Below are 24,323 nucleotides of genomic sequence, written 5' to 3' on the forward strand. Positions count from 1 at the left end.
AGTTCGCTATGCGCCTTGCTGGATGGTCTCGACGATCTCGCGATGCAGTTCGGCCGACGCGGCGGCGATGACCTGCCCCCCGCTGTTCATTCCGAGCCTGCGCCCTTGCCAGTCGGTAATGACACCGCCGGCGGCCTCGATCACGGGAGCGAGGGCGAGGTAATCGTACGGCTTAAGATCCGCTTCGATCACTGCATCGATATGACCAGCTGCGAGAAGTGCATAGCTATAGCAGTCGCCGCCGAAACGACGCGTGCGTGCCGCGCGGCTTACGCGTTCGAACACGACCGATTCCTCAGCCGCGAACATATCCGGTGTCGTGGCATACAGTGTGGCATCCGACAGACGCGTACAGGCACGCGTCTGGCAGCGCACACCATTGAACGTACTGAACTGTCCAGCGCGGCCAATCCATCGTTCGCCAAGCACGGGCATGTCGATCAGGCCGATGACGGGTTCACCGTGGCGAAGCAGCGCGAGCAGCGTACCCCACAGCGGCCAGCCGCTGATGAAACTGCGCGTGCCGTCTATCGGATCGACGGACCACACGTACTCGGCATCGGTGCGCAGTGCGCCGTACTCTTCGCCCAATACGCCGTGATCCGGATACGACGCTTCGATGCGCTCGCGCACCATCGCTTCGACCATGCGGTCGACCGCCGTCACCGGACTGGCATCGTCTTTCAGGCTGACGTCGATAGCGCCCCGGAAATGCGGCATGGACAGCTCGCGGGCCGTATCGGCGATACCGCGCGCGAATATCTCGAACCCGTCGATCAGCGACGGTGACGGCAAGGCCATCGGGAAAACTCCTTGGAAAAAATGTGTGCGCGACCTAGCGCTTACGCGTTTCGGAATGATGACAAAAACGAAAATTCTCTTGTGGACTCGATGCCTCACCTTTGCAAATATACCCAAAACGCCACACCGACGGCGAGACATCTCTTCCGGGAGTTTCCAAGCGGCGAGGCACCGGGGTATCCGACAGACACCACCACGAGGCGGGCGTATGCATGTTGTCCGAAAGCTCATGCTTGTCCTGGCTGCCTTCATGGCGAGCGGCGGCGTGAACGCGGGCGACCTGACCGTATATTCCGCGCTGGAGAGCGACGAGATAGCCGTCTATCTGAAAGCGGCCCATATCGCCCTTCCGGATATCGACGTACACGTCCTCCGGCTGTCCAGTGGCGATCTCGCGGCGCGCCTTCTCGCCGAATCCGTCGAGCCTCGTACCGATGTCGTCTGGGGCATGGCGCTTACCGATATGCTCGATCCGCGTATCGCGCGCCTGTTCGCTCCCGTCGCGGGTCCGAACATCGACACCCTGCCCGTACGTTTTCGCGGCGCGAACTGGTTCGCCCCGACCGGCTATATGGCCGCCCTTTGCGTGAACACGCAGGCGCTGGCCGAACAGCATCTTCCCGTGCCGCATACCTGGGCCGACCTGACCCAACCTGTCTATCGCGGACAGATCGCGATGCCCGATCCCGCATCTTCCGGCACCGGCTACATGGTGTTGTCCACGCTGATCGATAGTGGCCATCGGAATGCGGGTTGGCCGCTGGCCGAAGGGATCGCCCGCAATCTTGGACAGACCACGCTGTCCGGCTCCAATCCCTGCAAGCTCGCGCGCATCGGCGAATTCCCGATCGGCATCTCGTTCGCCTTCGTCGCGATGCAGTCGATTCGCCAGGGTTATCCGATCGCCATGGTGCTGCCTGCCGACGCCACGGGCTATGAACTGGAAGCATCCGGTCAGATGAAAGGCGCGGCCCACGCACGCGACGCGCAGCGCTTCCTCGACTGGACCGCGTCGCCCGATGCGGCTGCCCTTTACCGTCAATACAAGGAAATCGTCGCCGCACCCGGCGTCGGTCCCAGCAGCGAGCAACGTGCGGCCGGTTTACCCGCGGATGTCGCCGGTTCGCTACCGGCACGCGATGTCGCACGGGCTGCGCGCGACCGCGCATCCATCATCACACGCTGGAAACAGCTGTCGCGCTGACGCGCGATAGCCAGGGGAATAACGGGGATGTATCTGCACATCGACGACATCGGCAAGTCCTTCGCGGGCGAGCGCGTGCTCGACCATGTGGGCCTGCATGTCGACAAAGGCGAGTTCGTTTGCCTGCTCGGTCCCAGCGGCTGCGGAAAGACGACCCTGCTGCGCATCGTCGCCGGCTTGCTCGCTGCCGATACGGGACGCATCCACCTTGGCGGCCGCGACCTGACCGGCGTACCCGCGCGCGATCGCCGGATGGGCCTCGTCTTCCAGTCCTATTCGTTGTTTCCCGACATGACGGTAGCTGCCAACATCGGCTATGCGATGCGCATCCGGGGCGAATCGTCCGCGCGCGTCGCGAACCGCACCGCCGAACTGCTCGGACTGGTCGGCCTGTCGCCGCTGGCGGCGCGCTACCCCGCCGATCTTTCGGGCGGACAGCAACAACGCGTGGCACTGGCCAGGGCGCTGGCCGTCGAGCCCTCGCTATTGCTGCTGGACGAACCGCTCTCGGCGCTGGATGCACGCGTCCGTACGCAGATGCGCAACGAAATACGCGCGCTACAGCGCACGCTGTCCATCCCGACCATCATGGTCACGCACGATCAGGAAGAAGCCCTGGCGCTCGCCGACACGATCGTCTGCATGAACCACGGACGGATCGAGCAGGTCGGATCGCCCCGCGATCTTTACGAACGTCCCGCATCGCGCTTCGTCGCGGAATTCATCGGCAGCTCGAACCTGCTTCCCGCGAGCTGGATCCGCGATGCGCTTCCGGCCCTCATCGAACAGCGCCCGGCAGCGGTCCACCCCACACACGAGCTTTGTCTGCGACCCGAGGACTTTCTGATTCACGTCGACGCCACCGGCGACGCACAGGTCGAGGACATCGTTTTCCTCGGTAACCTGGCCCGCGTCGGCGTGCGCTGGCGCGGCCGGCGCATCCTGGTGGAAACGCAGGGACGTTCGTCGCTCTGCGCAGGCGACACGATCGGGCTCGGCGTGCGCGAAGGACGCGGGACATGGCTGCCCGCATGACCGTTGCCGCCGCCATGCCGTCTGACCTGGCGAAGTCGCGCGAACGGAGCGCCATCGTTCCGGTGCTGCTCGTCTCTGTTCCGCTTGCCGCTCTTCTCGTCTTCTTTCTCTATCCGCTCGGCGTCATCGTCTGGCGCAGCCTCAGCGACGTCGCCGGCCACTTCACTACCGGCAACTACGCCCAGCTCCTGACCGACCCCGGCCTGCCGCGCGCCGCCCTGCGTAGCCTCGCCATCGGCATCGCGTCCACCGTAACGACCGTATCGCTCGGGCTACTCGTGGCGATGACGCTCGAACGCACGCGAGTGCGAGGGAAGCCGCTTATACGTGGCATCCTGCTATTGCCGATGCTGGCACCGTCGCTGATGTTGGGCCTGGGTCTGGTCTGTCTGCTCGGCCACAACGGCCTCGTTCATCGACTGACCGGACTCCCGACCGATATCTACGGATTTCCCGGGCTGCTGACCGCCAACACGCTGTACGGATTGCCGCAGGTCGTCATTATCGTGACGACCGCGCTCGCCGGTACCAGCCGTCGTTACTACGACGCCGCCGAGTCGATGGGCGCGACCCCGTGGCGGCAGTTCCGCGATATCACGTTTCCGCATATTCGCTTCGCGCTGCTTGCCGCCGCCTTTCTCGTCTTCACCGAAACGATCACCGATTTCGGCAATGCCGTCGTCATCGGCGGCAACTACCGCGTGCTGGCCACCGAGATTTACAGCCAGGTCGCCGGGCAGATGAACTTCGGCATGGGTGCAACGCTTGGCGTGCTTCTGCTGCTTCCTTCCCTGCTTGCCGTCTGGCTGGAACGCGCTGCGCGGCGGCGCCAGGACGCAGGCGGTGCGACACACGCACGTTTTTCGACACCGACGAAGGGGCGTACGCGAGACGCCGCGCTCGGCATCGCAACGGTACTTATCCTGCTGCCGCTACTGCTCACGATCGGTACCGTGGTCTACGTCAGCCTGATCCGGCTCTGGCCGTACGACCGCAGCCTCACACTCGCTAATTACTTCGGCGGCATGCCCGACGGGTACGTGCCTGTTTCCACATCGCTGCAGGCATCCATCCTTGCTGCCACGGTGGGTACGGCGCTCATTTTCGGACTAGCCGCGGGCATGCGCCGCTTGCGCCCCACCCTGGCGCGCCCGGTCTACCTGCTGGCGACGCTGCCCGCCGCCGTACCGGGCATGGTAATCGGTCTGTCCTATGTACTGACCTTCAATCACGGTCCGCTGTCCGCGTGGCTTTACGGCAGCCTGGCGATCGTCGCGCTCTGCAATATCTACCACTATCACGCGCAGGGCTTTCTCACGATGGTCGCGGGCGTACGCGCCGTGCCGACGGCACTGGAAGATGCCGCGACATCCCTCGGCGGCGGCACGGGCCACGTCCTGCGCGATGCGGTACTGCCTTTCGCGGCGCCGGCTATCGTCTCGGTTTTCTTCTATCTGTTCATGCGCTCGATGGTGACGCTGTCGGCCGTGATTTTTCTTGTCACGCCGGATCTCGGGCTCGCGGCCGTCTCGGTCATGCGGCTCGACGAGAACGGTTTTCTCGCGCAGGCCTCGGCATACGCCACGTGCGTACTCGTCGTCGTCGCCGTCGCGCTCGCGACGATGCGGGCCGTGCTGCGCCTGTGCACCCGCCGACTCCAGAAAGAACGACCCCGGAAGGAACGACATCATGTGGCTTGAAGAACGGCATACACGCATCCGCGACCTGCTTCAGGCATCCGGTCAGGTATCCGTGGAGCGGATCGTCGCCGAGCTTGGCGTCTCGCGCGAAACAATCCGTCGCGATCTGCTGGACCTGGAAGCGCGCGGCGAGATCCGCCGCGTTCACGGCGGCGCCGTTCTGACGGGCGACGAACCGCCGATCGACGTGCGCTCGGCCACACGCGTAAAAGAAAAACGTCAGATCGCGAAGAAGGTCGCCACGCTCGTCGAAAGCGGCCAGACGATCTTCATGGATGCAGGCAGCACGATGACGCTGGTGGCCGAAGCGCTTGCCGTGCGCACCAGCCTCACCATCATCACCAACTCCGTGGACGTGGCCATGCGCATTGCCGCGGGACAGGCGCGCGGATCGGGCAACGAAGTCCATCTGCTCGGCGGCCGCTTCAACGGCGAGATCGGATGCAGCGGCGGCGCCGCGACGATTGCCGAAATCGCGCGCTTCCAGCCACACCTGGCGATTCTCTCGCCCGTCGGCATCGACGCCGAATACGGGGCCAGCAGCTTCGAACTGGACGAAGCGGAAATCGCGCGCGCGATGTGCATGCATGCGCGCCGCGTCGTCATCGCCGCGGACCACGCAAAGATCGGCGTGCGCAGTCGCGTCGGGTACTGCCCTATCAAGGAGATCGATGTCCTGGTGACGGATCGCCGCGCCAGCCGCACGCGGGCGATGCAGGCCATCGCCACCGCCATCGGAACCGTCGAATACGCATAAGAGGCTCCACGTCCTCTTTTTTACCCCTCGTTTAGATCGATTGAACCCCATCCCGCCAACGCCACCACCGCTTCCCCTGGAGTCCGCACCATGAACGCGCCACACCCGCCCACTCCCCGCGCGGCGACGCTTCGACGCACTTTGCTGTGCGTCGCGGTCGCCATGTCCCTGACCGGCATCGCCCACGGCCAGGCCACCTCCGGCCGTATCGCCGGTCAGGCACCTGTCGCCGCTAACGCATCGGTCCTCATCGAAGGCAGCAACGGCCTCGTCCGCGAAGTTCCGGTCGATTCGCACGGACGCTACGCCGCCGAAGCGCTGCCCCTGTCCACCTACAAGGTTTCGCTGCGCGTCGACGGCAAGGTCATCGACTCGCGCGACAACGTCGGCATCCGTGTCGGCGCCTCCACCGATGTGTCGTTCGCCAGCACCGGCGAATCGGCACAGCAGCTCGACAGCGTCATGGTCCGCGCCAGCGCGCTACCGAAGATCGACGTCACCAGCGCAAGCTCGAGCACGATCATCACGTCCGAAGATCTGGCCCGCCTGCCATTGCAACGTTCGGCGGAAGGCATCGCGCTGCTCGCGCCCGGTGCCTCGCGCGGCAGCAGTTATTTCAGCGGCGCGATGGGCAACCAGCTGGTCAGCTTCAGCGGCTCGGCGGTGACCGAGAACGCGTATTACGTCAACGGTTTCAACACCACCGACCCGCTCAGCGGTTTCGGCGGCATCTCCCTGCCCTACGGCGCCATCAATCAGCAGGAAGTGCTCAGTGGCGGCTATTCGGCGGCGTATGGCCGTTCCGACGGCGGCGTGATCAGCCAGGTCGGCAAGAGCGGCACGAACGAATGGCATTTCGGGGCGCAGGCGCTCTGGGAACCGGATTTCGCGAGAAGCGACGCGAAAGACATTTACTACGTCAGCGGCGATGCCGCCGGCAAGATCTACCAGCGCAATGCGGACAACAAGTCCACGACGACGACGATCTCCGGTTACGCGGGTGGCCCGCTGATCAAGGACAAGCTCTTCCTCTTCGCCGCCGTGGAAACCGAACGCACGACGGGCAATAACGTCGGCTCGGTGACCTCGTCGTACGACACGAAGTACACGTACCGCGATCCGAAGTATTACGCCAAGCTCGACTGGAATATCAACGACAGCAATATCCTCGAACTCACCGGCCTGTCGCAGACGCGCCACTACGACGGCTCGAAGTACCTCTATAACTACGCCACGGACAGCAACGGCAATTTCACCAGCACGGACAAGGCGACCAAGACCAGCGCGAACATCTACGTCGCCAAGTTCACCAGCTACCTGACCGATGACCTCACGCTGACCGCGCTGTACGGCAAATCGAAGCTCACCTATTTCAACCAGCCGCCGGAAACCGGCGTGACCGGCCCGTTCATCGGCAACGTAGACAACGAGAACCTCGCGCTGACCGGTGGCCAGCTCATTACCAATCACCAGACGCTCGACACGGTCGACAACCCCGACCACAAGTCGACCAATCGCAACCTGCGCATCGACCTGAACTATAAAATCGGCGCGCACTCGATCACGGCCGGTATCGACAACCAGGATTCGCACGACATCGACGACGGCACGACCATCGCGGGCGACGGCTACGAGCTGTGGTACGCACACACCGATCCGAACACGAACATCAGCGAATCGCCGTTCGTCGGCAAGCCTGGCGACTTTCCCGGCGGCCAGACCGGGTATTACGCCTATGTTCGCCACTACTCGACACTCGCGTCGGTGCGCGTGAAACAGCGCGCCCAGTACGTGATGGACGACTGGCAGGTCACCGACCGCGTGCTGTTGCAGCTGGGCCTGCGCAACGACCAGTTCACCAACTACAACCCCAGCGGCCAGGCGTATCTTCGCCTGACCAAGCCGCAGTGGGCGCCGCGGCTGGGTGCCAGTTGGGACGTCAATGGCGACGCATCGCTGAAGGTCTACGCCAACGCCGGCCGTTACTTCCTCGCCATGCCCGCCAGCGTCGCGCTGCGTACGGCGTCAGGCTCGCTGGCGACGAACGAATACTTCACCTATACGGGTATCGACGCGAACGGCCTGCCGACCGGCCGCACGCCGATCACATCGTCGACCGGCGGCGCCGTGTCGCCCAATGGCGAGTACGGCCAACCGCCCGATCCGAAAACCGTGAGTTCGAAGAACATCAAGTCCGAGTACCAGGACGAGTTCATCCTCGGCTTCGATCACCAGTTCGATCCGGCGTGGGTCTGGGGCATGAAGGCAACGGTTCGCAAGCTGCGCAATGCACTGGACGACATCTGCGATAACGGCGCTATCGAACGCGCAGCCGTCGCACAGGGGGCGAAGCTCGGGGATGTAACGATCGGAAGTTGCTATCTCTCGAATCCCGGCCGCGCCAACGTTTACCAGCTGGCCAACGCCAACGGCGGCTACACGAATGTCACGGTGACCAACGACGACTTCGGTTTCAGCCAGCTCAAGCGCAACTACTACGGTCTGGACACGTATCTTTCCCATCCGTTCGACGGCACGTGGTCCGGCAAGATCGACTATCTGTATTCGCGCAGCTACGGCAACACGGAAGGCCAGGTGCGTTCCGATACCGGCCAGCAGTCGGTGTCCGCATCGCGCGACTGGGACTATGCAGCGCTGATGGAATACTCGAACGGCTACCTGCCGAACGATCGGCAGCACCAGCTGAAGGCATACGGTTCGTGGCAGATCGCTACGGAATGGATGATCTCCGCCAATCTCACGATCCAGTCGGGCACGCCGCGTAGCTGTCTTGGATTTTACGGCACCGCGCAGAACGATCCGGTCGGCTACGGAAGCTACTACCACTACTGCGATGGCAAGCCTTCGCGTCCGGGCGATGCAGGTCGTACGCCATGGGAAGAACTGCTCGATGTCAGCGGCGAATACCGCCCGCTATGGGCGGACCGCAAACTCGCTTTCAACGTATCGGTATTCAACCTGTTCAATCAGCAGCGCGCGACCCAGCTCAGTCCGGGGTACGGATCGACCACCGCGGTGCAGAACAGTTTCAATCGTGTGGTGAGCTACACCACGCCGCGTTACGTCCGGTTCGGGGTCAACTACGACTTCTGATAAACGGGGGTGGGGGGTGGGTAGTGGGCGCGCGGTTCCGGCGGCCGCCTGAGGGAGCGAAAAGCGCCCGGCGGACGTTGCTTCCGCCGGGCGATATCAACCCCCTCAGGCGGCCGCCGGAAACGCGCGCCCACTACCCACCCTCCAACCCCACGTCTAGCAACACCAGGAAAAGAACCATGCCCGGAACCATGCGTCACGCCTTGCTCTCGCTCGCCCTGTGCACCCTTGGCACGGTCGTTTCCGCGCACGGGGGCGAGAAAACCTACGCGCAACTGCCAAGCGAAACTCCGGCAAACTTCTCGCCGGTCACCGGGAATTTCGATTATGTACGCCGGGAAGTCGACATACCCATGCGCGACGGCGTGCGCTTGCACACGGTGCTGCTGGTGCCACGCGGCGCGAAGCATGCGGGAATGCTTTTGACACGCACGCCCTACGGCGCCGACGACATGAGCCATCGCTCCGATAGTCCGCACCTCGCCATGGCATTGCGCGGCTACGACAATCCCGCCGACATCATCGTGCAGGACGGCTATATCCGCGTCGTGCAGGACATCCGCGGCAAACATGGATCGGAAGGCGATTTCGTGATGAATCGCGCACCGCTCGGCCCTCAGAATCCGACACCCGTCGACGAGTCGAGCGATATCTACGACACCGTCGACTGGCTCTCGAAAAACGTCCCGGAGAGCAACGGCAAAGTCGGCATCATCGGCATCTCCTACGACGGCTTCGAAGCACTGATCGCCACGATCCGTCCCCATCCCGCCCTGAAGGTCGCCGTGCCCATCAACCCGATGGTGGACGGCTGGATGGGCGATGACTGGTTTCACCAGGGTGCCTTCCGCCAGCAGATGCTGCCGTACATCTACGGCATGGTGGCGAGCCGCGGCAGCAAGTACGGCTGGGCCTCGGGCTATCGCGACGACTACGACCAGTACCTGAGGGGCGGCTCCGCTGGCGACATCGCACGCGCGCACGGCATGGAAGCACTGGGTTTCTGGCAGAAAATCCTGGCCCATCCGTCTTACGACACCTTCTGGCAGGATCAGGCGCTGGACAAGCTCGTCGCACGCGAACCGTTGACCGTTCCCACGATGCTCGTACACAGCCTCTGGGACCAGGAAGACAACTACGGCGACATGGCGGCCTATCGCGCGCTCGCCCCGAAAGACCCGAAACACGACAAGCTTTATCTCGTCATCGGTCCGTGGCGTCATGCGAAGACGTGGGAGCCGGCTGGCACCATCGGCGCGATCGACCTCGGCAGCGACACAGGGACTACGTTCCGACAGGACATCCTGCGTCCGTTCCTCGCCCGCTATCTCAAGGACGGTGTGGCCGCGATCGACATCGCTCCGGTCAATGCATTCGTCACGGGCGAGAATCGCTGGCGGAAGCTGACCCGTTGGCCGTCCGGTTGCGCCGCTGGCTGCAAGCCCGCGACGCAGGACTGGTACGTCGGCGCGGACGGCTCGCTTTCCAGCACAAAACCGGCGGAAGGCTTCGACGAATACGTGTCCGATCCGGCGAAACCCGTTCCTTACCGCGTTCGTCCCATCCAGTCCTGGTCGCACGGCGTGCCGGACCAGGTCGAGTCGTGGCCGGAATGGCTGGTCGACGATCAACGCCAGTTCGCTACCCGCACCGATGTCCTGACCTATACGTCCGCGCCGCTCGCCGCGCCCCTCTCGTTGGCAGGCGAGCCCATCGTACGCTTGCTCGCGTCGACCAGCGGCAGCGATAGCGACTGGGTCGTTAAACTGATCGACGTCTATCCGGATGAAGTCGTCGACCATCCCGCCATGGGCGGCTATCAGTTACCCATCGCCATGGAGATTTTTCGCGGCCGTTATCGCGAAGGTTTCGACAAGCCCGCGTCGCTGACCCCGGATACGGCTCTGCCCTATCGTTTCTCGCTGCCAACAGTGAACCACGTCTTCCAGCCGGGTCATCGTGTGATGGTGCAGATCCAGTCGAGCTGGTTCCCGCTGTACGACCGCAATCCGCAAACGTATGTGCCCAATATTTTCCTGGCGAAGCCGGGCGACTATCGCAAGGCGACGCAGCGGGTCTATCGCGGTTCGTCGCAGGGAACGTTTGTCGAGTTGCCGGTGGTGAACATGGAACCCTGACTGAAGATAACCCAGGCATGCATTTCTGTGGGAGCGCGCCTGCGCGCGAAAGCCTACGGAGCGAAGAAAGTGCGGACTGCATCCGCAGCCGGAAATCCCGGCTCGCGGATGTGAGCATCCGGCTCCTTCGCTCCGTAGGCTTTCGCGCGCAGGCGCGCTCCCACAGAGAGCTTTAAAGCAAGCCCTTGTCGATTTCTCAGAAGCTCCAGCGAACGCCCAGATTGAAGCCCCAGCCCTGCGTACCCGCGCTGCCGATGTCCGTGCGGTAATCGCCCTCGGCATAGACCGAGAACCCGCTACGCCAGCTCGCCGTACCGCCGAGGCCCAGCTCGCCGTACTGGCCGAAGCGTCCGCCGAGGAACCGCTGACTCACATCGACCTCGGACGACCCGACTGTCACCGCCGGACGCCCGCCGAAACCGCGCACGTAGTTCAGTCGTGCATACGGGGTAATCAGGCGACCGTTGTCGCCCTCGAACGTCCGGTCCAGTCGCACACCGGCGCGTCCGACGGTCTGATCCGTGTCGTCGTAGTGGGCGGTCACGTTATCGCGATCGGTCAGGTCGTGGATGCGCAGATGCTGCCGTTGTATCTGCAGCTGCGGCTCGATTTCGTAGCCATCGCCGAACCGCCACGGATAACCGGCTTCCAGCGACGCCGTCCATCCTGTGGCACGCAGCCTCGCGACATCCTGGGCGCGCGCGACATCGACATTCCCCTGATGCCGGTCGCCGGACACCACGCCATCCAGATAAAAGCCACCGATGTCCTGCCACGTCATATACATGGCGACGGAATTGCTGTCGTATTTCGCGTGACTGCAACCGTCGGCAGCACGCGGATCGAGCCGCGTCGTGCCATGCGTATAGGCAAGGCCCGCTCGCAACGACGAACGGTCCGCATCCATCGACAGGACATCCACACCCACCTGCACCGCATGGGTCTGGACATCCGAGTCGTATCCGTACTGCTTGAAACTGCGGTCGCTGTGATAGGTATAGTCGCCACCGATATAGCGGGCGAATACATTGCCGCCCAGCGTATCGGCGGCGCCGCGATCCTGACGGATCTCGCCAAGCCGGCGATGCAGGTTATCTATGTTCTGGAAACCATAAACCTGAAGCGCGGTCGGCGTGGCGATATAGGTGGCGACCTGCGGGGCTACCGCGCGACGCGCCGGCGAGCAGTTGTCGACACCATCGACGACGCACCCATCGGGCGGCGGATTGCTGGTAATAAAGGGATCGGGCGACGGAGCCACGGGCGGTGCGGGGTCCTGGACCGGCACACCCGGCGCCGGTATCGGCGGCGGATTGATGGCCGACGGCACGACGCAATCGGTCTGGCATACATAGACGTTCGCCAGACGGTAATCCCAGAAAGCCGTACCCGTCGTCGCGCCCGCGACCAGCCGTTGCGACGCCACCGAGGCACCCGGCTGAAAAGCATAAAGTCCGTACTGCCACGGCCCCACCGCGAGATACCCGCCATTGAGACGGAAAGCGCCGGTAGTCGAGGCACCCGCCACCTGCACGACCGAAATACCTTCGTTCGCATCGACCGCGCCATTGTGGTTGAGGTCGGTGAGATCGCCATTGCTCGCCACCGAGGGCGAGACGAACAGTGTGGTTTCGGCGCCGGGCATGCGTACGTTCCCCTGCACCAGCAGGCGGTCGGTTGACTGGTTGGACAGCACACCGCCCTGATTGAATGTCGCGATCAGAGCCACACGACCACCGTTCGACACGTAATCGCCATCGATGGTGAGACTGTTGCCGGGAGACCCGCTGCCGTTGGTCAGATCGATCAGCCCCGCATTGGTTACGTTGGCGGAACCCGGTTGCGCACCGCTGATCGTCGGATGCACGTTGTCGCCGGCGTAAAGCACCGATGTCGCATCGATGTTCACGTCGCTGTTGGCCAGATGCAGGTTATCGGTCAGTGTGAAGGCCGCGTTGTTCGCGAACGAGATGGTGTTCCATCCCCTGCCGAGATTGATGCCCTTGGTCGGGTCGTCCGCGGCGAAGGAACCACCGCGGGCCTGCGTTCCTGTAAAGGTCAGCGTATTGCCGCCACCCGTTCCCGACAGCAGATGCAGCGTCGAGGACGTATCGACCGCCGCGATGTTCGCCGCGTTGCCCGCGCCGTTGCCCATGGTCAGGCCACCATCGAGGGTGCCCGCGGTCCAGTCGAAACGGTCGGTGCCGTCGCCGGTCGCCACGTCGCCGCGCACCTGCCCGCCGCTTAGCGCGATGCTGTCGTTACCCGCGCTGCCTTGCACGGCGATGGCGGTCGGGCTGGCCGCGAGCAAGGTGCCCACGTTCCCGAAGTGGGTACCGCTTCCGTTGGAAAGATCGACGACCGGCGAAACGAGGCTCGCCGATATCAGCGAGCCGCGATTGATTACGCTGGATGCGGTTCCCGCGAGCAACGCGGTGCCGCCCGCCGGATCGTTGACATTGACCGTCGCCTGCGAGTCCACCGTGCCGGTGGTCAGCGCAACGATACCCACTGCGCCAGCACCGTTCGCATTGGCCACGAAACCGGAACCCAGCGCAAGATTCTCGCTACCCGGCGAACCGTCGGCGTGCCGGTAAGCGAAACCGACGCCTTTCCCGACGATGTTGAACGTTACCGTGGACGATGGATCGATCGCCGTCGCGGTTCGGATACCGGCGCCGTCGCCGACATTGAAGGTCACGTTGTGCAATGTAATTGCGCCGATCTCCGCCGCATTCTCGATGCCGTTGCCAGTGCCTGTCGTCGTGATTACTGTGCCGTCGGCGCTCAGGGATGCGGCGCCGGTGTCGACCAGGATGCCGTGCGCCGAGCCGCCCGCCACGATCTGCGCGTTGTTGCTCTGGATGGAAAGCTGCGCACCGTTCAGCAGGTGAATGCCTGCAACGCCGTTGTCCACGACGATCGAGCCACTGGGATTCAATGTCTGCGTACCCGCGCCTTCCACACGCACGCCCGTGCCGTCGGCGACATGGATCGTTCCGGTATTGGACAGGCCACCTCCCTGCTGTACGACCACGCCCGTGCTACCCGCTCCCGTGAGATTGATTGCGCCCGCGTTGGTGAATACACCGCTATTGCGGGCGATGAAGCCCGTGGCGCGCGCACCGGCACCGGTTACGTTGGCGCTGTTGAGCAAACTGGTCGCCGCGGGAGCGCCCACCGGATTGCCGGCAAGGTCGATGTTCTGGCCATCGACGATGCCGCCGATCGAGTCGTCTCCGGCAAGATTCACCGACGAACCGCTGCCGATCGACACCGTCGCCCCGCCCCGTGCTTCGGCCGCGGCGGCACCGGCACCCGTGATGTTCATCGTGGCGCCGTTGACGGCGACGTTGGTCGCGGCCCCTGTCGCGACCAACGCGCGCGATCCCGCACCCGACGCCGTCAGCGTCGAGGCGGCGGGCAACGAAAGCAACGCACCATCGTCGATGCGGAACAAGGTGGTTCGATCCGTATTCGCATCGAGCGTGCTTGCGGCACTGGCAATCCGCGACGAAAGCCCGGTCGCGTGGAATGCCATCTGATCGGTGTTCGCGAACACCGGCGTCGCGCTATTGGCAACATTCACCAGACCGCCATTGATCGCTTCCGCGCCTATCGCGCCCGCGCCGTTGAGCTGGACGTGCGAGCCGGCGAGAAGATTCATCGTCGCGGCCGATCCCGACGCGACGACACCGTGCGTGCGGGCAGCAACGCTGCCTCCGTTGGCGGTGACGGTTCCCGTTGTGGTACCGGTGGTCGCGGCGGTTCCCGTGCCGGAATCGACGAACATGCCCGTCCCCCCATCCGCGATGGAGATAGCGCCACTGTTGTTCGCGGTCGCCCCGGTCTCGACGCGTATGCCTGTGGTCGACGCGCCGGTGAAGACGATGTCGCCCGTATTGGTCAGCTTCGCGCTGTTACGCGCGATGTATCCGGTCACGCCGACCTGACTGGCGTTAAGCGTGGCGGCACTGGTCAGCGTCGTCGTCCCGACCGGCGACCCGGTGTTTTTCCCGGTCAGATCGTGTTTCTGGCCGTCGGCGATCGCAGCCACCGCACCCGTACCGGTAAGACCGAACGTCGTCGCGGCATCGATGGTCCCGATTGAGCCGCCTTCGACGATGACACCGCGCGCACCGGTCCCCGTCACGTCGATCGTCGCATCGTGGGTATCCACCAGCGTCGACGATGCTCCCGTGCCCATCACGGCAACCGATCCGGCACCCGAGGCGGTGACATGCAAGCCCGTACCGTCGAAGTCGGCGCCGTTTTCGACGCGGAACAGCGTCGAAGACGGCGTGGTCACATTGAGGGTTGCCCCGGGATCGACCACGATGCGCGCGTCCTGGCCGAACGCGAAAAATCCGATCTGATTCGAGCCGTTCGCGAACGTGGGTACTGCACCCGCCGCGACATCCACCGACGCGCGTCCGCGCGCGTGAATGCCGATGGCGCCGTTGCCCAACAGGTTCACCGGCCCCTGCACGGTCGCCAGTGCGGTGCCGGTGCCCTGGCCTTCCGCCCAGATGCCGAAGTTGCGCGTACCGCTGGCCGGATCGGCGCCACCGGCGACATTGATCGTGCCCGAGGAGATCGCACGCGCTGTCGCCGCGGTATTGCTTATGATCTTGATGCCGGTACCGTTCACGCCATTGAGGTTGATCGTTCCCGTGTTGACGATGCCGCCGCTCGATCCTGCGTTCACCACGGAGATACCGATGTTCTCGCGCGGCACCGTGGCCGCCGCGCCATTGACGTCGATCGTGCCGCTGTTGGTGACCTGCGCCGTATTGCCGCCGGTCACGAGAATGCCGGCAGCGTTCTGGGTCTTCGTGCCGATGGCGATGCGTCCGGCATTGCTCGCCGTCGCGTTGCCGTTGACGTTGATGCCCGTCGTAATGGTTACCTGATTGATCGCCACGTCCGCGGCGCTCGAAGTCGGCGTGGTCTGGGGACCGCGACCGATATAGATCGTGCCCGTAGCCGCATTCGTGAACGACGCCGTCGCGTCGTTGAGGTACACGCCGTCCATCGACCCGTTCGACTTGGACCCGGTGACGCCGACGTTGATGCTTCCGGTATTCGTCGCCGTGGCATTTGTACTCAGACGAATGCCCGTCGACTTGCCCGCGCCATTGGCCGTACCTGTCGCCAGGTTGATGACCCCGCTATTGGCGAAGGTACTGCTGTTGAGCACATCCACGATATTCGCGCCAAACGCGCCGTCGGTCGTACGCCCATTGGCTTCCGGAAAGAAATTGCCGTTGATGACGCCGGTATTGCTGCCTTTGCTGGCCCCCGTCAGCAGCATCGCCGTGCCGTCGCCCGACGTATGGATCACGCCCAGCGTTCCCTGGTTGAGCAACGTGGCGCCCAGGTCGGCGCGCATCGCGCCATTATTGGCGTTAACCACCTCCAGCAAGCCACCCTTGGCGATCGTGCCGGTCGCATTGGCGCCCGTCACGTTCACGACGATGCGATCTCCGATCGGTTGGGCGACTTCGTCGGCCGGATCGTTGGCGGTACTCGTGTACTGCGTTGTCTGCGTCGAGGAGGTATAGGCCTTTGCGAACTCGGCGTTATAGCGGGTCGGATCGAGATTGCCCGCCTGCAACGCGGCAATCAGAAAGTCGTTGTACGCGCGCAGCTGTGCGTCGTTGGTCACGGTCTGCGTGGTCGTGACACCGTCCAGCGTCGTCACGGTAAAGGTGCCGCCATACGCCGCGACGTAGGTCGTGTTAAAGCCCTGTGGCGTCGCCGGATTGGAAGCTTCGCCGACGAAGGTAATGCGGTTGCTCGATTGCCAGTTGATCGCGCTGGCCGCGGCACCCGATCCGTCGGCGTAGAACAGCGAGGTCTGCTTCGCGGCGATGGTCCAGTTGTTGGCCGCCGCCGTCGGCGTCGCGCGACCGATGTTGACGTTGAAGCTGCCGCCGGCCGCGGTCACGGAACCGACGCGCGCGTCGATGTACTGATTGCCGTTGACGTTGACGATATCGGGAACGGTGGTGTCGTAGGTCGTGGGCGCCAGCGGCACGAGGTTCGCGGTCGCGAAGACGGAGACGACGCGCCGGCCGCCCGTAATGGGATCGGGGACGCTGATGCCGACATTCTGCTGGCCCGGATTGAGTCGCGCGGCACCGATCCACTGTGCGCCCGAGACGATACGGCCAAGATCGCGCAACGCCGCGAGCGTGGTGTTCTGGGCACCGGTTTGTCCGGTAGCGAAGAGCTGATCGCCGATCAGCGTGACGGTACCGCCGCCCGGAACGATCTGCTGACCGACCTTGGCGTCGTTCACAAGCGGACTGTAAGCCGCGAGCGTCACCGTCTGGGCGACCGCCGCGGGCGCTACCGCCATGTTCAAGGTCGACCCGACCAACGCCGACATCACCCCCAGATATACCGCCCGACGCGACATCCCGAACATCGTCATCATGCTTCGCTCCCTGTCCCGGCTGGTACCGGAAAGCGTCACACTGGATTCCCCCGCCCCGTTCTACCCGATATAGACCGTGAACACCATATTTCATCGGGTGTAAGCGCCATCGAGGCAATACGCGCTCATCCCCCTATAATCCCGGCGATGAAAGCCAAAGTCCTCCTGCAGTACATCCTTCCGCACCGGGCCCTTTCGCGTGTCGTCTACTGGGCCACCCGCTGGACCTGGACGCCGTGGAAGAACTTCCTGATCTCGCAGATCGTGCGGCGCTACGACGTGGACATGAGCCAGGCCGCGCAACCGGACCCGCTCGCCTACCAGCACTTCAATGCGTTCTTCACACGCAAGCTGCGGGCGGATGCGCGGGTCGCTGCGCCCGGCAACGACCTCCTGCTCTGCCCTGCCGATGGCCGCATCAGCCAGATGGGCCGCATCGTCGACGGACGCATTTTCCAGGCGAAGGGTCAGGAGTACACGGCCGCCGAACTGCTCGGCGACGAAACGGCAGCGGTACCTTTCCGCAACGGCCGCTTCGTCACCATCTATCTGTCGCCCCGCGACTATCACCGCGTGCACATGCCGCTGGCCGGCGAACTCGTCGAGACGGTGCATGTTCCCGGGCGCATCTTCAGCGTCGCCCCATTCGCTGTCGAAGCCATTCCGCGCGTCTTCGCGCGCAACGAACGCCTGGTCTGCCACTTCACCGGCGAACGCGGTCCTTTCGTGTCGGTGATGGTGGGCGCGATCCTGGTGTCCAGCGTCGCCACCGTCTGGGATGGTCTGGTCATTCCGCCCTATGCCTCCGATATCCGGCATAAAGACTGCCGCGACCGTCACGTGAAACTGGAACGGTTCGCCGAAATGGCCCGGTTCAACATGGGCTCGACCGTGATCCTGCTGCTTCCAGAAGGGTATGAACTGGACGATCTGGCGCCCCGGCAGCAAGTGGTGGTGGGACAGCGGCTGGGGCACTGGCAAGACTGAAACCTCGATGTGACCCGGCGCGTCACCTTGTGACCAAATTCGCTTACATTGGACGCAGCGTAGGGGTATGCTTCGGGCTTGACGTGCCACCGGGGGGAGGTACGGGTCGATAGCAAAGCCTTAGGGGATCCATCCAATGCGCCTCGTCAGCCACCTTATCGCTGTCAATCGCGAAATCCGCCTGCGCCGACAACTTGCCGATATCGAACGGGTCGTTCTCGCCCTTCCCACTCGCGCCCATGCGGATTTGCAGCAACTGGTCAAACGGGAAATGGAACAGGCTGCCGCCTGCGACTTCCCCCATCTGTACGGCACGCCGCCGGAAGAGCGCTACAGCGCCTATGGCCTGGGACCGGACATCGGGCTGGGCAAAGCCCGCTCCGACAACCACCTGATCGCAACCCGTGGCGTGGCGTTGTGGATCGCCTCCGTGTACCACGAGACGCTGGATGCCAAGCGCAGCGGCATGGAAGACATCCATCGCCAGGTGCTGCGCCTGATCCGTCAGATCAAAGAACTTTCCGCTCCGCGGCGCGATGTCGCCAGCAGCTGGATGGACCCGCGCGCCATCGCCTGATGGCGCGCCCCGGCCGGTGCCTCAGCGGCAGACCGGAATCCGTATGCTTTGCCCAACCTTCAGGTTGTGCCCCTTGAGTCCGTTCATCCGCGCGAGGTCTTCGACATCCGCGCAATCGCTCTTGCGCGCGATACTGACCAGCGTATCCCCTCGCTTTACCGTATAGCTCTTCGCTCCCTGCGGTTTCGCCGGTGCCGGCGACGACACGGGCGGCGGCGGTGGCGCAACCAGTCTTACCGCGCTGTGCAGATCGTTGGCCAGGATGGGCCACGGGCCGTCGGCGCAACTGGACGCATACACCTTCTCCAGTTGCCTGGGCACATCCAGACGGGTACCGGCCGACTGGACGATCATCGGGTCCAGGCGCGGATTGAGGTTGCGCAGCGTCCGGAACCAGCCATCCGTCATGCCTTCGGCGGAGCCCATGCACACGGTTAGCTCGCTGAGGGAGGCGGGCCGCTTGAGCACGATGGCTCCCGGTTCGCCATCGACCTTCGGCCATTTCAGATGATAGCTGTCCGGATGCAGGAACAGCCACGCGGCAGCCAGCACCATCGGCACGTAGTCCCGCGTTTCGGGCGACATCTGGTTGTAAATCTGGGGATCGTAAAAACTCACGCCCGGATTGGCCGCCGCCATGCGGCGCATGCGGCCTTCGCCGCCGTTGTATGCGGCCAGGGTAAGTTCGAGGTTGTTATTGAAGACCTCGAGCTGCTCGTCGATGTACTGGGCGTTGGCGCGAGCCGCAAGACTCGGGTCGAACCGCTGGTCGAAACCGTCGGTGTTCGACAGACCGAAGCGCAGTCCGGTGGCATACATGAATTGCAGCGGGCCCGACGCGCCCGAGCGCGATACCGCGTGAACCTTGCCGCCCGACTCCTTCGCCATGATGCCGAACAGCAGCGCCTCGGGAAGATCCGCCTGGCGGTACTCCGGCCACATGCGATAGCGCATGAACTGATAATTGACGTAAGCGTCCATCAGGTTAGGACGCAGCTGGGTAAGCCACATTTCCAGCGCGGCCTTCACCGGGCCGTTCATCACCATCAGGTCCGAGAACTGGTGACCGCGCAACATGGTGACGCTGCGCTGTGCCTGTGGCAGCGCACCGATGCCGGCCACGGGCGAGGCTCCCGCGTCGCCCGGTGCCGCGCCCGATTCCGGGGGGCCGGTCATGTCGTCGCTATCCTCGCCTTCGATGAAGCTGCCGTCCTTCAGGCGCAACAGCCGGTCGAAGACCGAGATGAAGCGCTGCGGATCGCAGCCTGGCGTCAGCCCGCAGCGTGCGGACGCGTCCTTCAGCTGGTCGAGCGCGGTGCCACGAGACTTGTCGGCGGCCGGCGTATCGCCACGCCGCGCCTGATCGATCGATGCCTCGTAGCCCTTGCTGGCCTGGTTCATCCGGTCGTAGAGCGCATTCACCGCTGGCGTCGCCTTGCCCGCGGGACGGGTATTGCCGCCACCGGAAGCACAGCCCGCGAGCAGTGCGAGCGAAAGAAGAGTGAGGCGACTCAATACGACAGCGGACGGCATGGACTACTCGATGGGGCGAACAATGCCGGCCACGTTACCCGTGCGGGGACTACGACTCAACATGCGCCGCGCCGGCAGTTCAGAACAGATGCACATTCACGAAACGCGGTCCGTCGCCCACCCTGTCGACAATGATCGAGCGGACGCCTTCGATCCGGGAGAGAACGTCGCGCACGCCGGGAACGTCGGCCGGCAGACACAGGACGTGCACATTGGGGCCGGCATCGATCGTCGCGCATGCCTTTGCCCCGCCCCGGCGCAAGCACCTTACCGCTTCCAGCACCGCGATCGTCGCCGGCTGCCAGTAGAAGGTCGGCGGCCGTGCGGACATCGCGATCAGATGCAGATCGATAGCCTCTTCCTCGACGACTTCCGCAAGCTGGACGAAATCGCGGTCCCGGATGGCGCACCTCACCCTGTCGATACGGCCAGGGAGGAGCTCCTGTCGTCGGACGAAGTACGGACTGGTCGGCGCACGTCGATGTCCCTCCCTCGAATTTATTGCCTTGGGCGAAGGATCCACGACCGCGACAAGGTCGCACAGGGGCCAATGTCCGGCAGCGAACAGTCGACGCGCCGGACTGCCGGGATCGTCCGGATCGCCCGGCCATTCGACGAAACCTCCGAGGACGGAACGCGCTGCGGATCCCGAACCGGATAGTCTCGCGAAGCGGGAAAGATCCGTCGATCCGACGGGACATCCGAGAAACTTCCCCGCAGCCATCGTCAGAGCGGCGAAACCGGAGGCCGACGATGCGATGCCCGCCCCGGTCGGAAACGAATTGGTCGTGGCGATCCTCAATGCCATGACGCTGGCCACATGTCGCCGCAATCGCCCGACGTGCCGCAACACGCCTTCACGCAATCCAGGATCGGCCGGGCCCGTGCGACCGTCGGCATCGATCCAGAGCACATCGTCGTCGGCACCCCCGTCATCGCGAGCGGCAACCGTGCATGTCGATACGCATTCGCGCAAGGTCATGGAAATCGACGGGTTCGCGGGAAGGGTGTCCTCCTCGTTTAGCATGCCCCAGTATTTAATCAGTGCGATATTCGCAGGTGCGACGGCCGTTATCCTGTTCACGCGACCTCCAGCGAGAAACCCGGCGCACCCAACCGCGTATCGATGCGCCGAAAGCGGCTCAGCGACAACGGTAGCGGATCGGGGGGATCGCCCGGCCAACACACCAGCATCGCGCCCGCGCCGGGACCCGACAGCGAACCCGCACCACATATTTTCGCCGCGCCGCCAGCGGCTTCGATATCGCGGATCGTCGAGCGCACGCTTTCGGGCACGACGCCCAGACGCTCCAGACATCTTTCATAGTCCCGGACGATGTCCGTGAATAACGACGGGCGCGCAACGCCGTATTCGATATGACGGATCAAGTCGTGCGTCGTCGATGCCATGTCGTCGAGGAGCCTGCGATCATGCTGAAAGCGCTCCGCGACGGCTGTCACCACAGCGCCGGTGGATTCGCGCGCTGTGCCGGTGTCGTACACCGCAACATTGGCCAGCAGACAACGTACGTCCTCATTCCGCATCGCGAGCGGTAACACACGTGCGCAGCCGGAACGTCCACCCGTGGCGCATACCAGTCCACCGAGCAGCGCCGTTGCATGGTCGATGCCCGACGGCCGACCGTGTTGCCGCAATTCCCCTTCCCGCGCCAATGCTTCGATGCTCCCGACGGATGGCGTACTACCGGTCATGGACAGCAGCGCGGCCGCGAGACCGACCGACGTAGCAGCGGAACTGCCGAAACCAGCCGACAAGGGAATACGGGAACAAACACGGACAGCGATTCCATTCGGAAAGCAGTCCGCAAAACGGAGGATGACCTCGCCAATCACCGTCTTGACCAGATGCGCAGGATCGACGCCTCGCAATGTCGCGAACGTCCGCTGCGTGGATTCCTTCCTGTAGGCAAGCCAGGTGCGGCGAGTCGACAGCGCGTACGCAGTCAACGTGTCCCACGCGCAAAAAGACCTTACACCCACGTCGGGAAGATCCAGCAGAACCCCCGGGCGCGACGTACGCAGGATGGAGACCGTGCAGCGCAGGTCGATAGCCGCAACGATCGCCGGCACGCCGTACACCGCGGCATGCTCTCCCATCAGGATGAGCTTGCCAGGCGCCGACGCCGTCGCGGCGTCAGGTGGTCGCCGGCCCAATCGAACTCACCGGCCGGCCGAGTCGCTCGTGCGCGCCGGCGAGATGGTGGGCCGACAACGCAGCCAGCGTGGACAGTTCGCCCGCCAGCACGACTGCGCCAAGGATCTCGGCAAGTCGCAGCGCCGCAGCGCCTGGACGCGCCGGGTCCACGCGCACACCAAGCAGATTGAGCGCCTCGCGCTGCGTGCCCAGCATCGTGCCACCGCCCATGGCCGCGACGGGCACATCCGGAAGGAACACCGAGGCATAGACGCCGCCATCGTCGCGCGGCTCGATACAGGTGACGCCCAATGCGCCTTCCACGACCTGCGCGACGTCCTGCCCGGTCGCCATGAAGAAGGCAGCCACGATATTCGCGTAATGCGAATTGAAGCCGAGCGAACCCGCCATGATCGATCCCAGGAGGTTTTTCCGATACTGCAGTTCGCACAGCGCGGTCGCGTCCGTTTTCAGGCATGTTGCCAGTATGTTGCGGGACAAAACGACCTCGGCGAAAATCCGCTTTCCTCTACCCTCGATGAAATTCAGGGCGGCGGGCTTCTTGTCGACGCAGTAGTTACCGGAAACGGAAATGCACGCTACCCCGGTTCGCGGCACGATCAACTCGCTGACGGCACGGTCGCACGCGATCGTCGCCATGTTCATGCCCATCGCGTCCCCGCAAAAAAACCGGAAACGCAGATAGATCGACGTTCCCACGCACTGCGGAGATACTTCCACGAGCTTAAGGTGCGTGCTTGTCGCCTCGCAAACGCCCCGGATTTCCTCGAGATGATCGGCCACCCAATCGAGAAAAAGGCGCGTTTGCCGAATACCGGTGGAACGGAAGACCGGGGCCCGCGTCATGCCTACGTCGACCGCATGGACCGTCGCACCGGCGGCCTCGCACACGGCGCGACAACCGCGCGCCGTACTCGCGATCAAAGCACCCTCTGTCGTCGCCAGCGGGACGAATATCTCTTCGTGCGGCTCCACGTGCGCGCTGTCCAGACGAAGCGGCCCGACGACGCCGAGCGGAATCTGTGTCGCACCTATCGGGTTCTCGCATTTCGCAACGGCCAGGTCGGTGGAATAGTGTCCTGTTGTCGCCAGCCCCACGCCCGACCTTCGCTCCAAAGCCCGCCGTCGACCCGCAACGGACTCGTCGACGGCCAGTCCGGCCGGCACATCGTGGAGGGAGCGCTGTCCAGCCGCCATCTCGGCCTCCCAAGCGGTCGGAAGAGGCTTTCTGGTGGACGACCTTGGCATGTCCGGATCCCGATCCTGCGCAGCAATCGACACAATCGATACTGCGCGCGCATCGCCCATCGCGCCATATCGCTTTGGTTGTAGGCGCCCTCTCGCGATTACCTAGTGCGCGGACAGCGGCAGGCCTTTCACACCCGCATAAAAGACGATCAGCACTACCGGCGCATTCCCCGTCATTCCGCGATGGAGCTGGTTCACCATCTCCGGCAACACCCGACCCTCGGTCAGGACCATTTTCTCGCCGCCGTCCTTTTTTTCTACCGTGATCTCGCCCGAGAGGACATAAGCCGCGTTCGGCATCGGATGCGTATGCCAGGGCAGCGCCGAGTGCGGCGGGATCGTGATCTTCAGCACCGTCAGCTCGGGGGAGCCGCCCGGATAGGCTTCATAGGCAACGCCATCCCAGGATGTATCGCTCCGCAGGAGCGTTTCGGTCCTGACGGACGGGGAGTCCGCCGCAACCGCCGGGCCGGCGGCCAGTAATGCCGCAATTGCCATGGATCGAAAGAACCGCATAGGGTGAGTCCTCCAGATGGCAGCGAATTATGGGGCCGTCGCCGCATTCGATTATCCCCTGTTGAATATCGGCGAAGTGCCCTTCCATGGCACTA

At 64.0% G+C, this 24,323-nt stretch carries 15 protein-coding genes; 8 read left to right on the plus strand and 7 right to left on the minus strand.

What is annotated here, in order from left to right:
• Nucleotides 1-6: 6 nt before the first annotated feature.
• Nucleotides 7-801: a histidinol-phosphatase gene (hisN, locus tag AC3IR3_RS13910; protein ID WP_489192957.1), complete on the minus strand. Its 795-nt coding sequence runs from the start codon at nucleotides 799-801 to the stop codon at nucleotides 7-9.
• 208 nt (nucleotides 802-1,009) lie between these two features.
• Here hisN and AC3IR3_RS13915 point away from each other — a divergent pair, with 208 nt between their 5' ends.
• From AC3IR3_RS13915 to AC3IR3_RS13940, 6 genes are all read left to right on the plus strand, one after another.
• Nucleotides 1,010-2,005, plus strand: a complete 996-nt coding sequence (locus tag AC3IR3_RS13915; RefSeq protein ID WP_489192959.1) for an ABC transporter substrate-binding protein — start codon at nucleotides 1,010-1,012, stop codon at nucleotides 2,003-2,005.
• Between the two features lie 27 nt (nucleotides 2,006-2,032).
• Nucleotides 2,033-3,040 carry an ABC transporter ATP-binding protein gene (locus AC3IR3_RS13920; RefSeq protein WP_489192960.1) on the plus strand — a complete coding sequence of 336 codons (1,008 nt, stop codon included), beginning with the start codon at nucleotides 2,033-2,035 and terminating at the stop codon, nucleotides 3,038-3,040.
• Nucleotides 3,025-4,740 carry an ABC transporter permease subunit gene (locus AC3IR3_RS13925; RefSeq protein ID WP_489192962.1) on the plus strand — a complete coding sequence of 572 codons (1,716 nt, stop codon included), beginning with the start codon at nucleotides 3,025-3,027 and terminating at the stop codon, nucleotides 4,738-4,740. Before AC3IR3_RS13920 ends, AC3IR3_RS13925 begins: the two co-directional genes overlap by 16 nt.
• On the plus strand, nucleotides 4,730-5,497 hold the full coding sequence (locus AC3IR3_RS13930) for a DeoR/GlpR family DNA-binding transcription regulator (RefSeq protein ID WP_489192964.1): 768 nt from the start codon (nucleotides 4,730-4,732) through the stop codon (nucleotides 5,495-5,497). Before AC3IR3_RS13925 ends, AC3IR3_RS13930 begins: the two co-directional genes overlap by 11 nt.
• A gap of 90 nt (nucleotides 5,498-5,587) precedes the next feature.
• On the plus strand, nucleotides 5,588-8,611 hold the full coding sequence (locus AC3IR3_RS13935) for a TonB-dependent receptor (RefSeq protein WP_489192966.1): 3,024 nt from the start codon (nucleotides 5,588-5,590) through the stop codon (nucleotides 8,609-8,611).
• A gap of 179 nt (nucleotides 8,612-8,790) precedes the next feature.
• Nucleotides 8,791-10,749, plus strand: coding sequence for a CocE/NonD family hydrolase (locus tag AC3IR3_RS13940; RefSeq protein WP_489192968.1), 1,959 nt, complete (start codon nucleotides 8,791-8,793; stop codon nucleotides 10,747-10,749).
• Nucleotides 10,750-10,945: 196 nt separating this feature from the next.
• Here the strand turns inward: AC3IR3_RS13940 and AC3IR3_RS13945 are convergent, their stop codons facing one another.
• On the minus strand, nucleotides 10,946-17,191 hold the full coding sequence (locus AC3IR3_RS13945) for an autotransporter outer membrane beta-barrel domain-containing protein (RefSeq protein ID WP_489192970.1): 6,246 nt from the start codon (nucleotides 17,189-17,191) through the stop codon (nucleotides 10,946-10,948).
• A 147-nt stretch (nucleotides 17,192-17,338) separates the two neighbouring features.
• Here AC3IR3_RS13945 and asd point away from each other — a divergent pair, with 147 nt between their 5' ends.
• Together asd and AC3IR3_RS13955 are read left to right on the plus strand one after the other, a co-directional pair.
• Nucleotides 17,339-18,178 carry an archaetidylserine decarboxylase gene (asd, locus tag AC3IR3_RS13950; protein WP_489192972.1) on the plus strand — a complete coding sequence of 280 codons (840 nt, stop codon included), beginning with the start codon at nucleotides 17,339-17,341 and terminating at the stop codon, nucleotides 18,176-18,178.
• 136 nt (nucleotides 18,179-18,314) lie between these two features.
• Entirely contained in the window at nucleotides 18,315-18,755 is a 441-nt protein-coding gene (locus tag AC3IR3_RS13955; RefSeq protein ID WP_489192973.1) for a hypothetical protein, read from the plus strand.
• 21 nt (nucleotides 18,756-18,776) lie between these two features.
• Here AC3IR3_RS13955 and AC3IR3_RS13960 read toward each other — a convergent pair whose 3' ends face one another.
• The 5 genes from AC3IR3_RS13960 to AC3IR3_RS13980 all read right to left on the minus strand — a co-directional run bounded on the left by AC3IR3_RS13960 (nucleotide 18,777) and on the right by AC3IR3_RS13980 (nucleotide 24,210).
• The gene (locus AC3IR3_RS13960) at nucleotides 18,777-20,288 is read right to left on the minus strand and encodes a transglycosylase SLT domain-containing protein (RefSeq protein ID WP_489192975.1); all 1,512 of its coding nucleotides are present in this window, start codon (nucleotides 20,286-20,288) and stop codon (nucleotides 18,777-18,779) included.
• A gap of 79 nt (nucleotides 20,289-20,367) precedes the next feature.
• Entirely contained in the window at nucleotides 20,368-21,372 is a 1,005-nt protein-coding gene (mvaD, locus tag AC3IR3_RS13965) for a diphosphomevalonate decarboxylase (protein ID WP_489192977.1), read from the minus strand.
• Entirely contained in the window at nucleotides 21,369-22,406 is a 1,038-nt protein-coding gene (locus tag AC3IR3_RS13970) for a mevalonate kinase family protein (protein ID WP_489192979.1), read from the minus strand. Before AC3IR3_RS13970 ends, mvaD begins: the two co-directional genes overlap by 4 nt.
• 37 nt (nucleotides 22,407-22,443) lie before the next feature.
• Complete coding sequence (locus tag AC3IR3_RS13975; RefSeq protein WP_489192981.1) at nucleotides 22,444-23,661, minus strand: hydroxymethylglutaryl-CoA reductase; 1,218 nt, start codon at nucleotides 23,659-23,661, stop codon at nucleotides 22,444-22,446.
• A gap of 153 nt (nucleotides 23,662-23,814) precedes the next feature.
• On the minus strand, nucleotides 23,815-24,210 hold the full coding sequence (locus AC3IR3_RS13980) for a cupin domain-containing protein (protein ID WP_489192982.1): 396 nt from the start codon (nucleotides 24,208-24,210) through the stop codon (nucleotides 23,815-23,817).
• Nucleotides 24,211-24,323: the final 113 nt, after the last annotated feature.

It is taken from the genome of Luteibacter sp. GL_149 (genome assembly GCF_057834065.1).

What these genes read in the sequence shown, in the direction of transcription:
- hisN (WP_489192957.1), bottom strand. Translation starts at nt 801, where the DNA reads ATGGCCTTGCCGTCACCGTCGCTGATCGACGGGTTCGAGATATTCGCG.
- AC3IR3_RS13915 (WP_489192959.1), top strand. Translation starts at nt 1,010, where the DNA reads ATGCATGTTGTCCGAAAGCTCATGCTTGTCCTGGCTGCCTTCATGGCG.
- AC3IR3_RS13920 (WP_489192960.1), top strand. Translation starts at nt 2,033, where the DNA reads ATGTATCTGCACATCGACGACATCGGCAAGTCCTTCGCGGGCGAGCGC.
- AC3IR3_RS13925 (WP_489192962.1), top strand. Translation starts at nt 3,025, where the DNA reads ATGGCTGCCCGCATGACCGTTGCCGCCGCCATGCCGTCTGACCTGGCG.
- AC3IR3_RS13930 (WP_489192964.1), top strand. Translation starts at nt 4,730, where the DNA reads ATGTGGCTTGAAGAACGGCATACACGCATCCGCGACCTGCTTCAGGCA.
- AC3IR3_RS13935 (WP_489192966.1), top strand. Translation starts at nt 5,588, where the DNA reads ATGAACGCGCCACACCCGCCCACTCCCCGCGCGGCGACGCTTCGACGC.
- AC3IR3_RS13940 (WP_489192968.1), top strand. Translation starts at nt 8,791, where the DNA reads ATGCCCGGAACCATGCGTCACGCCTTGCTCTCGCTCGCCCTGTGCACC.
- AC3IR3_RS13945 (WP_489192970.1), bottom strand. Translation starts at nt 17,191, where the DNA reads ATGATGACGATGTTCGGGATGTCGCGTCGGGCGGTATATCTGGGGGTG.
- asd (WP_489192972.1), top strand. Translation starts at nt 17,339, where the DNA reads ATGAAAGCCAAAGTCCTCCTGCAGTACATCCTTCCGCACCGGGCCCTT.
- AC3IR3_RS13955 (WP_489192973.1), top strand. Translation starts at nt 18,315, where the DNA reads ATGCGCCTCGTCAGCCACCTTATCGCTGTCAATCGCGAAATCCGCCTG.
- AC3IR3_RS13960 (WP_489192975.1), bottom strand. Translation starts at nt 20,288, where the DNA reads ATGCCGTCCGCTGTCGTATTGAGTCGCCTCACTCTTCTTTCGCTCGCA.
- AC3IR3_RS13970 (WP_489192979.1), bottom strand. Translation starts at nt 22,406, where the DNA reads ATGGGAGAGCATGCCGCGGTGTACGGCGTGCCGGCGATCGTTGCGGCT.
- AC3IR3_RS13975 (WP_489192981.1), bottom strand. Translation starts at nt 23,661, where the DNA reads ATGGCGGCTGGACAGCGCTCCCTCCACGATGTGCCGGCCGGACTGGCC.
- AC3IR3_RS13980 (WP_489192982.1), bottom strand. Translation starts at nt 24,210, where the DNA reads ATGGCAATTGCGGCATTACTGGCCGCCGGCCCGGCGGTTGCGGCGGAC.